General features: G+C 31.7%; 14 protein-coding genes. 4 read left to right on the plus strand and 10 right to left on the minus strand.

Features of this window, described 5'->3' with window-relative positions:
• Positions 1 to 74: 74 nt before the first annotated feature.
• The 3 genes from lpxD to ACH2BP_RS06070 are packed head-to-tail and all read right to left on the minus strand — an operon-like array spanning position 75 to position 3,090.
• On the minus strand, positions 75 to 1,073 hold the full coding sequence (lpxD, locus tag ACH2BP_RS06060; protein WP_395058006.1) for a UDP-3-O-(3-hydroxymyristoyl)glucosamine N-acyltransferase: 999 nt from the start codon (positions 1,071 to 1,073) through the stop codon (positions 75 to 77).
• A gap of 24 nt (positions 1,074 to 1,097) precedes the next feature.
• On the minus strand, positions 1,098 to 2,147 hold the full coding sequence (locus tag ACH2BP_RS06065; protein WP_395058008.1) for an AMP-binding protein: 1,050 nt from the start codon (positions 2,145 to 2,147) through the stop codon (positions 1,098 to 1,100).
• Positions 2,140 to 3,090 (minus strand): CPBP family intramembrane glutamic endopeptidase, encoded by a 951-nt coding sequence (locus ACH2BP_RS06070; RefSeq protein WP_395058010.1) that lies wholly within the window; start codon positions 3,088 to 3,090, stop codon positions 2,140 to 2,142. The genes ACH2BP_RS06065 and ACH2BP_RS06070 overlap by 8 nt, the downstream gene beginning before the upstream one ends.
• Before the next feature lie 91 nt (positions 3,091 to 3,181).
• On the opposite strand from ACH2BP_RS06070, the gene arsC reads away from it, so the two are divergent.
• Positions 3,182 to 3,523 (plus strand): arsenate reductase (glutaredoxin), encoded by a 342-nt coding sequence (gene arsC, locus ACH2BP_RS06075; RefSeq protein WP_395058012.1) that lies wholly within the window; start codon positions 3,182 to 3,184, stop codon positions 3,521 to 3,523.
• A gap of 66 nt (positions 3,524 to 3,589) precedes the next feature.
• A complete protein-coding gene (locus ACH2BP_RS06080; RefSeq protein ID WP_395058014.1) occupies positions 3,590 to 6,061 on the plus strand; it encodes a TonB-dependent receptor domain-containing protein in 2,472 nt (823 codons plus the stop codon).
• Between the two features lie 141 nt (positions 6,062 to 6,202).
• Here the strand turns inward: ACH2BP_RS06080 and ACH2BP_RS06085 are convergent, their stop codons facing one another.
• Complete coding sequence (locus ACH2BP_RS06085; protein WP_091477288.1) at positions 6,203 to 6,370, minus strand: hypothetical protein; 168 nt, start codon at positions 6,368 to 6,370, stop codon at positions 6,203 to 6,205.
• 389 nt (positions 6,371 to 6,759) lie between these two features.
• Here ACH2BP_RS06085 and fumC point away from each other — a divergent pair, with 389 nt between their 5' ends.
• Complete coding sequence (gene fumC, locus ACH2BP_RS06090) at positions 6,760 to 8,157, plus strand: class II fumarate hydratase (protein WP_395058016.1); 1,398 nt, start codon at positions 6,760 to 6,762, stop codon at positions 8,155 to 8,157.
• Positions 8,158 to 8,354: 197 nt separating this feature from the next.
• Here fumC and ACH2BP_RS06095 read toward each other — a convergent pair whose 3' ends face one another.
• From ACH2BP_RS06095 to corA, 6 genes are all read right to left on the minus strand, one after another.
• On the minus strand, positions 8,355 to 8,645 hold the full coding sequence (locus tag ACH2BP_RS06095) for a helix-turn-helix domain-containing protein (protein WP_395058018.1): 291 nt from the start codon (positions 8,643 to 8,645) through the stop codon (positions 8,355 to 8,357).
• Positions 8,635 to 8,988 carry a type II toxin-antitoxin system RelE/ParE family toxin gene (locus tag ACH2BP_RS06100; RefSeq protein WP_395058020.1) on the minus strand — a complete coding sequence of 118 codons (354 nt, stop codon included), beginning with the start codon at positions 8,986 to 8,988 and terminating at the stop codon, positions 8,635 to 8,637. The genes ACH2BP_RS06095 and ACH2BP_RS06100 overlap by 11 nt, the downstream gene beginning before the upstream one ends.
• 229 nt (positions 8,989 to 9,217) lie before the next feature.
• Complete coding sequence (locus tag ACH2BP_RS06105; protein ID WP_395058022.1) at positions 9,218 to 9,580, minus strand: hypothetical protein; 363 nt, start codon at positions 9,578 to 9,580, stop codon at positions 9,218 to 9,220.
• Positions 9,581 to 9,884: 304 nt separating this feature from the next.
• On the minus strand, positions 9,885 to 10,229 hold the full coding sequence (locus ACH2BP_RS06110; protein WP_395058024.1) for a hypothetical protein: 345 nt from the start codon (positions 10,227 to 10,229) through the stop codon (positions 9,885 to 9,887).
• 483 nt (positions 10,230 to 10,712) lie between these two features.
• Positions 10,713 to 11,405 carry a DUF1003 domain-containing protein gene (locus ACH2BP_RS06115; RefSeq protein ID WP_395058026.1) on the minus strand — a complete coding sequence of 231 codons (693 nt, stop codon included), beginning with the start codon at positions 11,403 to 11,405 and terminating at the stop codon, positions 10,713 to 10,715.
• A 23-nt stretch (positions 11,406 to 11,428) separates the two neighbouring features.
• Entirely contained in the window at positions 11,429 to 12,499 is a 1,071-nt protein-coding gene (corA, locus tag ACH2BP_RS06120; RefSeq protein ID WP_395058028.1) for a magnesium/cobalt transporter CorA, read from the minus strand.
• A gap of 70 nt (positions 12,500 to 12,569) precedes the next feature.
• On the opposite strand from corA, the gene hutI reads away from it, so the two are divergent.
• Entirely contained in the window at positions 12,570 to 13,805 is a 1,236-nt protein-coding gene (gene hutI, locus ACH2BP_RS06125) for an imidazolonepropionase (protein ID WP_395058030.1), read from the plus strand.
• Positions 13,806 to 14,090 lie beyond the last annotated feature (285 nt).

Genomic DNA, 14,090 nt, shown 5'->3' on the forward strand with positions numbered 1-14,090 from the left:
TTAGTTTGATAATAGATACATTATATATTGTGATTTGAATCGCTGAGTATTAAACCACAATAATTACAAAAAAATTACTTCGAAGAATCCTTAACCAATCGTTTTAAAATGGCCCATTGTTTTAGTGCATCTCTGGCATCGACAGCTGGATAACCTAAAACTACTTTTCCTGCAGGAACATCGGCGGCAACGCCAGAACCCGCACCAACCATAGCACCATCACCCAATGTTAAATGGTCTTTTATCGAGGCACTTCCTCCTATAACTACTCCGTTTCCTAAAGTAACCGATCCTGCTAAACCAGAGTTACCAGCCATAATACAAAATTTTCCCAATTTACTATTATGCCCTATCTGAACCAAATTATCTATTTTACAACCATCTCCTAAAATGGTCGAACTAAATTTTCCTCTATCTACTGAAGAGTTGGCTCCTATTTCTACATTATTTCCAATAATAACATTTCCTATTTGAGGAATTTTAACCAATCCTTTTTCCGGATCTGATCGAAATCCAAAACCATCGGCACCAATAGTTGCGTTAGGATGAAGAATACAATCGTTCCCAATATGACATCGTTCCCGAATTACAGTTCCTGACCAAATAATTGTATTGTCTCCAATAGTACATTCGTCGAGAATAGTAACATTAGGATAAATCGTCACATTTTTGCCGATTTTCACATTTACTCCAACATAACTTCCAGCTCCAATTCTTGTATCATCTCCAATAATTGCGGTTTCATCTATGATTGCTGTTGGGTGAATTGCTGTTCTAAATACTGGTGATGGAGGTGCGAAAAGAGCTAAGACTTGTGACATGGCCAAATCGGCATTTTTTACTTTTATAAAAACCCTGTTTTCTCCAGGTTCTATCGAAATATCTTGGTTTACAATCGCTGCACAAGCTTTTGATGTTTCCCAATATTTTTCATATTTTTTATGACCAATGAATGAAATCTCCGTTTCCTTTGCTAATTCTAGTTGTTCTGGAGCTGTTATACTGTGTGTTGTATTTCCTGAAATTTCGCCTTTTAGGATTTCATTTATTTCTTGAATCGAGTATGTTTTCATATATTTTGGTTGTTTTTGATTGATTTACAAAAATGAAGATACTACTTCATTTCTTTTAATTTTTCCAGTTTCGGTTTCGGCGAAATGTGGAATGAATTTTATTTGTTTTGGTCTTTCATATTTATCTAAATCCTCAAAAAGGGAAGATTCAATTTCGTATGGATTTCCTTCTATAAAAAGTATTAATTGTTCGCCTAATTTTTCGTCAGGGATTCCAGCAACAAAAAATTTATTGGCAATTTTATTTGAAAGCTTTGCTTCTATTTGCTCGGGAAATAATTTTATTCCGCCGCTATTTATTACATTATCTTGCCTTCCCAACCATATAAATTGATTTTCAGAAAGTAATTCAATGACATCATTAGTCACTATATTTTTTGCATTTAAATTTGGTGCAGAAATAACCAAACAATATCTATCATCTTGCGAAATAGAAACATTTGGCAAAGTTGTAAATGCCTTCTCTCCTACTCTTTTTGCTGCAATATGCGTAACAGTTTCGGTCATACTGTAAGTTTCGAAAACGTTACATTTAGATTGAATTATTTTTTTTTCTAAATCGGTATTTATTTTTGCTCCACCAATAATCAATGTTTTTATTTGATGCAATTGTGTTAATGAATTTTCGACTTGTAATGGAACCATCGCTACAAAATCGTAATTGTTTTCATTCCGAATCATTGGTTTAGAACTTGGCGCAACAAAATCTAAATCTAAACCTAAAATAAAAGCACGAACAAACATCATTTTTCCTGCAATATATTTTACAGGCAAACAATTTAAGGCTTTATCTCCTGATTTCAGTTCGAAAAAATCACCTGTTGCTATTGCCGAATTAGCCATGGCTTGCTTTTCGACTTTTATGATTTTTGGTTTTCCTGTTGTTCCAGAAGTCATAATTTCTAGATAGGTTTTCTCATCAAACCAATCTAAAATAAAGGAACCAAGAGGTTTTTCGTGCTCTATTCCTTCATTTATATAACTAAAAGCCACACGACAAAGATCTTCTTTCGTAAAATGAAAACCATTTAGTTTAAACTTATTATGAACATTTTTGTAAGTTGGTTTAGTCATTTTCTACGTTTATCACTTCCGGAGTTACTATTAATTTTCCAGTTAATTTTTGTTTCCAATTTGTCCAATTGTATTTTTTAGCAAAAACAAATAATAAAATTGGAAAAATAACCAATACTGGAAAAACGATTTCGAAACCTGCCTCTGGTTGTGAAACATCTTTTAGAATTGAATAAGTTTGAAAAGCTGTCCAGTCTGACGTAACCAATAAGGCTGCAAATAAATTATTTGCTGCATGAAAGCCTAGAGAAAGTTCGAGCCCGTCATCCATAAGCACTAAAATTCCTAAAAACAATCCTGTCCCGATGTAATAAACCATTGTGATATAACCCATTTTTTCTACTTCGGGATTGGCAAGATGCATTAATCCAAAAATCAGAGAAGTCATGAGTAACGGAAACCATTTATTTTTTGCTAACAATCCAAATCCTTGCATAAGATATCCTCTAAAAACAAGTTCTTCGACACTGGTCTGAATAGGAATCATCAGAATAGCAATGACTGCTAAAATGCCAAATTGGACAGGTTTAAAATTTAAAACAAAATCTTCGGGAGCAACATAATAACTAATTATGGTAACAATTATTTGAAAAATTCCCCAGATACTAAACGCGAAAAATACTCTTTTCCAATCTAACTTTTTTCTAATGGTTATAATATCTAACAAGGTTTGTTTGTGCAAAAATTTCAGTACTAAATATATTGCGCCAAGCGCTACGAGAAAAGAAAATAGAATTAAAAACAAAGTTAAATTTTTATCTAAAACAGTCATAAAACTGGTTTCGTCAAGATTATAAAAACCTTTTCCTTCTGCTACTAATTTTGCCATTACAATTCCCATTAACGGTAATTGACCAACTGTTGATGCAATAATTATTAGTATTGAACCTACTAGATATTTCCAGAAATGATTTTCTGATTTAAAAGCACGTAATAAAAGCATAATTATATTTTAGTTGTTTAATTTATATACATTTCATTAAATTTGTTTTTTATCTTAACAAAAATTTAATATTCCAAATATAGCTAAAAATATGATTACCATTTACCATAATTCCCGTTGTTCTAAATCTAGAGAAGGCGTTTGCTTTTTAGAAAACACAAAAGAAACCTTTCAGGTAATTAATTATATTGAAGATATTCCTACCAAAGACGAACTAAAAGAATTGCTCCGAAAGTTAAACATTGCTCCAATAGATTTGGTTAGAAAAAAAGAAACCGTCTGGATATCAGATTATAAAAATAAAAATCTATCTGACGATCAAATCATTCAAGCAATGATTGATAATCCGAAGCTCATAGAAAGACCCATTATTGTAAACGGTGACAAAGCAGTAATTGCAAGACCAACAGAGAGAATTAATGAGATACTTTAATTAACAATACTTTGGCAGAAAATCAATTATTTGAATATTATTTTTGTAATTGATAAATATCAAACTATGATTTTTCCTAAAAAAGCCTTTATATTTTTATTTTTAATAAGTATTTCTACACTTTTTGCACAACAAAAAACAGAAAATAAAAAAATTACTATTACTGGTAAAATGATCGAAAAAACGACTTCTTTACCTTTAGAATACGCTACAATTACTTTCAGAAAACCAAATACTACACAAGCAGTTTCTGGCGGAATTACAGATAATAAAGGAGAATTTTCTATCGAAATAAACTCTGGAACTTACGATGTAAAATATGAGTACATTTCTTTTAAAACTATCGAACTTAAAAGTCAAATATTTAATTCCAGTACAAATTTAGGTACCATTTCCCTTGAAGATGATGCTCAAAAATTAGATGCTGTCGAAATTCGTTCTGAAAAAACTACAGTCGATATGAGACTCGACAAAAAAGTATATAATGTTGGAAAAGACATCTTAGTAAGAGGCGGAACAGTAAGCGATGTTTTAGACAATGTTCCATCAGTTACAGTAAGTGCAGAAGGAACGGTAAGTCTTCGCGGTAACGAAAATGTAAGAATACTTATAGACGGAAAACCATCGAGCGCAATAAATGTGAGTGATGCTTTGCGACTTATTCCTGCCGATGCCATAGATAAAGTAGAAGTTGTAACCAATCCATCAGCTCGTTATGACGCTGAAGGTGGTGGCGGAATCATAAACATTATCTTAAAAAAAGGAAAAAACCAAGGGCTTAACGGAACGTTTATCGTATCAGCTGGAGAACCTGAAAACTCAAGTGCTTCGGCAAATATTAACCTGAAAAGTGAACAGTTTAATTTGTTTACAACAATTGGTTATAACAAACGTAAAAATCCTGGAAATACAAAAATAGACCAAGAAAATTTGAATCCTGACGGAAGTCTAAAATCATATCTTGAAGAAAGACGTGATAGTCAGAAATTTGGACAAGGAGCCAATGTTAATTTTGGAATCGAACTATTGTTAGACAAAAACACTTCTTGGACAAACGCTTTAAGTTACCGAAATAATGATGGAGGAAACAAAGAAAATGTATTGTATTATAATTATGACGGAAGCAAATCATTCATCAATACAGGACAACGATTTAATGATTTAACGTCTAATAGCGAAAATGTAGAATACACAACAAATTTTATCAAAAAATTCAAAAAAGACGGACACAAATTAAGTATTGATGGTGCCTTTTCTCAAGAAAAAGAAAATGAATCATCAGGTATTGAAGGTAAAATTCTAGAAACTAATGATTTTGTTTCCTCGGAAAATACCAGAAAAATCAACAAACAAAATAGAAATCTTATTCAAGCAGATTATGTTTTGCCAATTAAAGAAAATACACAAATCGAAGCAGGTTTTAGAGGCAATTATGTAAACTTATTAGCTGATTATCAAATTCAAGAAAGAGTAACTCCTACGAGTTCATTTACAAACGTAGCTCAGTTTACAAACAAACTAGAGTATAAAGAAAATGTAAATGCTTTGTATGCTCAATTTGGTTCAAAAATTAGTAAATTATCTTATTTATTTGGACTTCGCTTTGAGGACTCTCGAATCGAAGTAAACCAATTGACATCAAATATTTATAAAACCAAAAATTATAATAATTTCTTTCCAAGTGCTTTCCTAACTTACCAAATATCTGAAAACAGTAATCTTTCATTAAATTATAGCAAACGAATTACCAGACCAAGAGATCGTTTTATCAATCCGTTTGCTTCTTATACGAGTAACATCAACTTGTTTCAAGGAAATCCAGACATAAATCCAGCATTGAGCGACGCTTACGATTTAGGATATTTACGAAAATGGGATAAAGTAACATTAAGCACATCAGCTTATTTTAATCATACAACAAATTCGTTTCAAATAGTTAGAAAAGAACGTGGTGATTTTATAAATGGAGTTCCTGTAATCATAAATACACCATTCAACTTATCTAATGATGACAAATTAGGTTTCGAATTTACTTTAAACTACGCCTTCAAAAAATGGTGGAAAATAAACGGAAATTTCAACTTCTTTAATAATAAAACCACAGGCGATTATTCATACATAAATAGTGCTAACAATTTAGTGGTACAAAATTTCGATTATAATGCCAACACTTGGTTTACGAGAATAACATCAAAAATTACTTTACCTTATAAAATCGAATGGCAAACAAACGCAACCTACAATGCACCACAAAAATACCGCCAAGGAACAATAAATGGAATTGCAGCTGCAAATGTTGCTTTTAGTAAAGATGTCTTAAAAGATATGGGAACAATTTCGTTCAACGTAAGTGATGTTTTCAATTCTAGAAAAAGAAAACAAGATTTACAACTACCAACAGTAAATTCAAATAGCGAAATGCAATGGCGACAAAGACAGTTTACGCTATCATTTACCTACCGTTTCAACAAAAAGAAAACCGACAAAGACAACAAGCCAAAACAAAATGAAAATGGTGAAGGCGAAAATATGGGATAAAAAAGCCATGAGGTCTTAAAGTAGAAAGTCCTTTGTGAATCCACAATGACTTTCTACTTTAAGACCTCATGACTTTCGACTTTATAATATAGCAAAAAAGGTACACAATGTGTACCTTTTTTTATTTTGTTAAGAACCTAATTACTTAGACTCTTCTTGTTTCTTAGCTCTTTTCTCTTTATATAATTCCCATAAAGCACCGCCAATCCAGTACTGAACAAATCCTACAAGGAAAAATAATAACCAAAAACCTATAGTTAGAACGGTTAAGAAAAGTATGAAACCTAAATACTGTGGAAATTCAACCATGATAAATCGTAATTTTTTAATACACAACAAATGTAAATGTATTTATTCTTTTTACCAATAATATTTAGAAATTTATTTTAATACATTTTTTTAAGCAAGTAAGAATCATTATTTTTGTCAAGCTTTTTAGGAGCTTTTCCCGCTATCCGTTACAATCTTTCTTTTTCTAAAGAAAAAAAAGAAAGGATTTTCACTGCTATCAGGGCTACTTATGAAACATTTTAGTAAAAAACTTTGTGAATCTTTGTGATTTACTTTGAGAACCTTTGTGAAATAATTATATGTCAAAAATAAATTAGGTATTCAAGATAGCACCTAATAAACAAACCAACGATTAACCGAATAAACACCCGAGCGTCAGCGAATTGACGAAGTAAATCAACAAAAAAATGGAATACAGAATAGAAAAAGACACAATGGGCGAAGTACAGGTTCCAGCAAACAAATACTGGGGAGCTCAAACAGAACGTTCAAGAAACAACTTTAAGATTGGTCCATCGGCATCGATGCCAAAAGAAATTATACAAGGTTTTGCTTACTTAAAAAAAGCAGCCGCTTTTGCAAACTGCGATTTAGGCGCTTTACCAACAGACAAACGCGATGCTATTGCAGCGGTTTGCGACGAAATATTAGCAGGAAAATTAGACGATGAGTTTCCACTTGTAATCTGGCAAACAGGTTCGGGAACACAAAGTAATATGAACGTAAATGAAGTTGTGGCAAACAGAGCACAAGTTCTTGCAGGACACAAAATTGGCGAAGGCGAACAATTTATCAAAGCCAATGATGATGTAAACAAATCACAATCATCTAACGATACTTACCCAACAGGAATGCACATTGCAGCTTATAAATCGGTTGTGGAAATTACCATTCCAGGAGTAGAAAAGTTACGTGATACTTTACAAGCAAAAGCAACAGCTTATAATAATGTAGTGAAAATAGGTCGTACACACCTTATGGATGCGACCCCACTAACATTAGGTCAAGAAATTTCTGGTTACGTAGCACAATTGAATTACGGAATCAAAGCTGTAAAAAATACATTAACACACTTATCTGAAGTAGCGCTTGGCGGAACAGCAGTAGGAACAGGACTAAACACACCAGCAGGTTATGATGTAAAAGTTGCCGAATATATTGCAAAATTTACAGGTCACCCATTCGTAACTGCACCCAACAAATTTGAAGCATTAGCAGCACATGACGCTATTGTAGAAACTCACGGAGCATTAAAACAACTAGCAGTTTCATTAAATAAAATCGCAAACGACGTTCGTATGTTAGCTTCAGGACCACGTTCAGGAATTGGAGAAATCTTAATTCCAGAAAACGAACCAGGATCGTCTATCATGCCAGGAAAAGTAAACCCAACACAATGCGAAGCGTTAACTATGGTTTGCGCGCAAGTAATGGGTAACGATGTAGCCATTTCAGTTGGTGGAATGCAAGGTCATTATGAGTTGAATGTTTTCAAACCATTAATGGCGGCAAATTTCTTACAATCGGCAAGATTGTTAGGAGATGCTTGTATGTCGTTCGACGAGCATTGTGCACAAGGAATAGAACCTAACTACAAAAGAATTGAAGAATTGGTAAACAACTCATTAATGCTTGTTACTGCTCTTAATACTAAAATTGGTTACTACAAAGCGGCCGAAATTGCACAAACAGCACACAAAAACGGAACGACATTAAAAGAAGAATCGGTACGTTTGGGTTATGTAACTGCCGAAGATTTTGATTCTTGGGTAAAACCAGAAGAAATGGTTGGAAGCTTAAAATAATTAATATTTACAATTTATACAAAAGCCTGTCTCGTTCCAAAAAACGAGACAGGCTTTTGTTGTGAATTTTTACATGAAAAATAAACTTGAAATTTAATTTTATAGAATTCTTTGATAGTATCAAATGATACTATCAATCTGTTTTTTTTCAGAATATTCAAATATTATTTTAGCACAGTTCTTTGTTATTGGCTGTATTATATTTCGATTTGAATTTTTACTTTTCCACCAAACCCTTTTTCAACAATGTCGTAAAGAGTTTTTAAAGTTAAGTTACTTCCATTATTTTCAATTCTTGAAATATATTCACGCTTCTTGTCTACAAGTTCACCAAGTTCTGTTTGAGTTAAATGTTTTTCTTCGCGAGCTTTTTTTAATTGCAAACCGATTTTAAAACCTCCAAAATCTCTCTCAAGCTCATCACGTCTTTCAGTTCCTTTAACACCATAAACATTGTCTTTAATTTCTTTCCAGCTTTTAGTTTCCATTTTCTTTCTTTTTATCGTTAAAATACATTTCCATTAAACGTAATGCTTTCTCAATTTCGTTTTTTGGCGTTTTTTGTGTTTTCTTTTGAAAACCGTTAAGTAGAATTACAAGTTTTCCATTATCAAAGAAGCAAAAAACTCTCCAAATATTAGAAGCTAACTGTATTCTTGCTTCATAAAGTCCATTTGTCCCTTCTAAATGCTTTAAATAATTAGTCGGAACTCTTTCAAGAGTTTCAATTGCTTCAATAATTTTATAAATTTTATCTTGAACTTTTATCGGCTGTTCTTTGAGAAAATCTTCAAAATAATTTTTATATGCTATTACTTCACGTACTTTCATTTTTCAAAGGTAACTTAAAAGTTACAAATAGCAAAATTTTGAATAAAAAAAGCCTGTAATGAGAATTACAGGCTTTTAATGTTTAATGTTTTGCAGCTTGCAGAAGTGGCGGATTAAGGAAGCCGAAATTTTCGGTTAAACACTAATTTTGTAAGTACAAAACCAACTTTAAATTCAGCCTGAAACCCCAATCTTGCCAAACGGCTATTAGCGAATCGTTGCTGTTTAATTACTCTTCTTCATCGTTTTCGTCTTCCTCAATTGTTACTTCTCTGTCTGTATCTAGATCTGGATTATCATACTTTGCATTGTTTGTGACGTTAATAGTTACATTTAGACGCTCTAGAACTTCTCCAACTGTAAGTTCAAGATTTGGAGAAATATCAACTAAAACTTCTTTTTGATCAGTGCTTTCTTCATTATCTCTACATAATAACGAAACGCTAATTTCATCAGTTCCATAAAGAGAAATACCGATTATTGTATATCTCTCTCCAAGATTACACTTTTGCGCTAGTTGATCATAGTTAATTCCCGAAATGTCTGCTGACGCATGTCCAATTTTGTCATTGTATTGTACTGATGGTTTCATTGTGAATGATTTTATTTATATTAATGAATGTTTAGTTTTTAAGTTTTCAATCCTCGAGTCTGGTACAATGTTCGCTAACGTTTCGCCGCTTTGCACAGAGGCTTGAAATTTAAGACTGGACTTTGCAGACACAAAGCCCAAATTAAGGTTGTCTGAGTTTTTTCACAAGAAAAAACCAAGCCCAAGCCATTGTGCAAAACGGCTGTTAGCAGATGTGGCTTTATTTATAACTTGTTGTTAATAATTTGTTGGTAGTTAAGTTTATTTATAAAATATTATTGCTGTTTTTTTAACAAAAAAAGTTTTAATTTCTCTTCCAAATATATGTTACCCTTTGATTTTCTGGAACTCGACTGTAATTTGTTGAGCCTTGAATTGGCGGAAATTTATATATATTTATCACTTCAATGGTTTTAAAATATTGCTTATCAGCTGTGATATATGGTCTAAATAACCATTCTGGATGTTTTGAATAAAAATTTGCATCTTTTTCACCAAGTATAATTTGGCTTCCCGAAATTGTACAATTAGTCCCAGTTTGGCTGTTTGCAATTCCATTATTAAAAATGTACCTTTCTAATTGGAATTCAATTGACACAAAAGTGGGTTTTTGATTTATATTAAATTTACTTTTTTCTAATTCATCCATTGAAACGGAATTAAAAGTTGAATTATATTCATATTTGCCTACTAATTTCCAATTAAATCTGAATTTTGTTGAATCTCATTAAATACAAGAGTTTGATTTGGATCAACAGTGGCATTTGTACTTTCTGATTTAGAACACGAAATAATTGTAAATGTTGTGATTGCTAATAATAGTAATTTGTTAATTGTTTATATAGTTTAAATGGTTATTAATTTAATTCTAAAATGATTTTTCAACATTAATTTTTTATTTGATTTTAATCTATTTTTTAAAGATTTGTTTTTCCGTCGCCTCTATTGTTATAAATAAGCATTTTATTTTATGTTGTATTCTTTTTTTGCAATTTCTTCCAACTTGTCTATAAGCTCCTTTATTACACCAATCTCCCAAAAACGGTTAGCTTTGAGTAATTATTTATTTCCAAAATATAATGCTAAACTTGTTAAAAATAAATTCAGTTAGAAAATGCTTTGTGGCTGTAATTTACTTCTCAATCCGAGTCAAAATATCATTCATAATGTCTATTTGCACTTTCTGAATCTCGATAAGTGCTTGCTCTTGGTGCATGATGAGATGGTCTATTTTCTCATGAAGCATTCTAATTTCAAGCTCAGATTTTAGGTTAATCATATAATCACTTTTTGCACGTTCGCGGTCTTTTTCTTCCTGACGGTTATTACTCATCATGATTACCGGTGCTTGCAACGCAGCAATACAAGACAAGATTAGATTTAATAAAATAAACGGATATGGGTCGAATCCTTTGTTGAAGAAAATAAAAAAGTTTACAAAAATCCAAATCATAAGGAAAATCATAAACGAAATTATAAATGTCCAGCTTCCGCCAAACTTAGCCACATCGTCAGCAAGTTTTTGCCCGAAAGTATATTTTTTAGTTTCTAAATCGAGTTTATTGGTTAATGTTGTTTCGCTTTCAACGGCATCGAAAACTTTTTTCTCTAATAAATTTAGTTCGTCAACTTCTTTCAACAGGAATCCAGAAATATATTTTTCTCTAAACAAATTGAGTTCGCTAATCGCTATTTCGTCATTTTTAGTAAAGTTTGGGTGTTCTTCTTGTATAAAATCTAAAATAGATTTTCTTATCATACTCCCTTTTATCATATCGATAATTGGAAATTCTATTTTTGAAATCGCGCTTACAAATGTTTTCATTTACAGTAATTTTATTATATAATTTAGTACCATTTTTTCTTCTTAAAATAAACAATCATTCCTAAAAGCAAAATAAGCATAGCAGCTAAAATTAAGAAATAACCATATTTCCAGTGCAATTCCGGCATATTATCAAAATTCATTCCGTAAACACCAACAATAAATGTAAGTGGCATAAAGAAAACCGAAACAACTGTTAGGGTTTTCATAATCTCATTCATCTTATGGCTTTGTGCCGAAAAATAGAAGTTTGAAGCACTATCTAAAGTCGTAATGTCATATTCAATTTGCTCTAAAAGCTCTAAACATTTTTGATGCAAACGGTCAAAAAAACTATAGTTTTCCTTTTCAATAGCATTAAAAACATTGTCGTCTTTCATACTTTTTATAGAATATAAGGAATCACGTAAAGGAATAATAGAACGTTTCAGAAAATTAAAATTATCTCGATGTTTTTCTATTTGTTCTAAAATTTCTGGCTTGGTATTTGTTTTAGACAAATTAATTAATACTTCTACTCTATCTTCTTCATTTTCGATAGTAACATAAAAGTTTTCCATAATAGCATCTAGCAACAAATACAGCAAATAATCTGCTTTTTTCTCTCTTACAATTCCTGAATGGGTTCTTATTCTTTCTCTAATATGAGTAAAAAAGTCACTCTTTTTTTCTTGGAAAGAAGATAAAATTCCGTTTCTAAGTAAAAAACTTGTTTGTTCTACATTTATATTATCCGAGTTTTCTATTGGCAATAATGACTTAACATTAAAAAATAAAACATCATGATATTCGTCTAGTTTGGTTCGTTTTGTGGTATTTAAAATATCACCCAACATAAAGTTATCGACCTTCAGAAAATCTCCAACTTCTTTTATGACAGAAATTTCATTTAACCCATGAATATTTAACCAATTTACTTTGTTAAGATCTATTATAGAAAGTAAATCTTTGCATTTATGGTCTGCACATTCTGTCAGATTTTCATTGTCATATACAAACAATTGCATTTCTGTAGTAATATCTTTGTGTCTACCCGTATATTCTAAAAATGTAGGGACAACTTTTTTCCCTTTTTTATATTTTATTTTTCGCACCCTATAATAATTTGATATAAAGATAGCCGTTTTTAAAAATCAAAGATTATTTTTACAAAAATAATTTTCTATGCAAACATTAATCATCAATATAAAAGAGTTACTTCAAGTTCGAGATAATCCTATCGATAAAGTTTCTGGTCACGAAATGGCGATTTTACCCAAAATTGACAATGCTTTTTTATTAATAGAAGATAATCTTATTGCCGATTTTGGTCCAATGTCTAATTGTCCTGATATTAAAACTGACCAAACTATCGATGCAACTGGCAAAACTGTTTTACCAACTTGGTGCGACAGCCATACTCATATTGTCTACGCAGGCAATCGAATCCAGGAATTTGTAGACAGAATAAATGGTTTGAGTTATGAGGAAATTGCCAATCGTGGTGGTGGAATCTTGAATTCTGCTAAAAAATTGAATGAAACTAGTGAGGAAGACATTTACAACCAATCGAAAGTTCGTTTAGAGGAAATCATGCAACAAGGAACTGGTGCTGTCGAAATAAAATCTGGTTACGGACTCACAGTTGATGGTGAATTAAAAATGCTTCGAGTAATCAAAAAATTAGCCGAAAATTATCCTATAAAAATAAAAGCAACCTTTCTTGGAGCACACGCATTCCCAACTGAATACAAAGAAAATCATACAGCTTATATAGATTTGATTATTAATGAAATGCTACCTAAAATTGCAAAAGAAAAATTAGCCGACTATATTGATACTTTTTTAGAAACCGGCTATTTTTCGGTTCAAGAAACAGAAAAAATCATGGAAGCAGGAAAAAAATATGGTTTGATTTCTAAAATTCATGTCAATCAGTTTACAGCCATAGGCGGAATTAAAGCTTGTGTCAAATATGAAGCCCTTTCTGTAGATCATCTCGAAATTGTAACCGACGAAGATATTGAAGACCTAAAAGGAAGTATAACCATGCCAGTTGCATTGCCTAGTTGCTCCTATTTTATTAGTATTCCTTACACACCAGCACGAAAAATTATTTCTGCAGGATTACCGCTTGCCCTTGCCACCGATTACAATCCAGGGACGACTCCATCAGGAAATATGAATTTTGTTGTAGCCACCGCTTGTATAAAAATGAAAATGACTCCGGAAGAAGCCATAAATGCCACTACAATAAATGGAGCTTATGCCATGGGAATTTCTCAAACACACGGAAGTATCACAAAAGGAAAAAGTGCCAATATTATAATCACAAAGCCACTAACTACTTATTACGAAATGGCTTATTCGTTTACCAGTAATCTAATCGAAAAAGTTATTATTGAAGGAAAAGTTATTTAATAAGTCTATATTTTAATTTTGGCGTGCCCCTCATCTCGTCCCAAAAGACGAGACGGGTCGGGCAATCGCTACAATCTCCCGAAAAATCGGAAGGATTTCCGCTTCTATCCCTCACACAGGCAAAACTTTAACATTCAACATTCGTTATTCAATATTCCACCTTTTTAAATTTTGAACAACGAATATTAAACACAAAAAAATGCTTTAGTTGAGGAACTATAGCATTTTTTCATCAAACAAACTAAAACAAACAATTTTTATTTTTTTACAAAAATATTGGTATAA

Source organism: Flavobacterium sp., from assembly GCF_043756175.1.
GTDB lineage: Bacteria > Bacteroidota > Bacteroidia > Flavobacteriales > Flavobacteriaceae > Flavobacterium.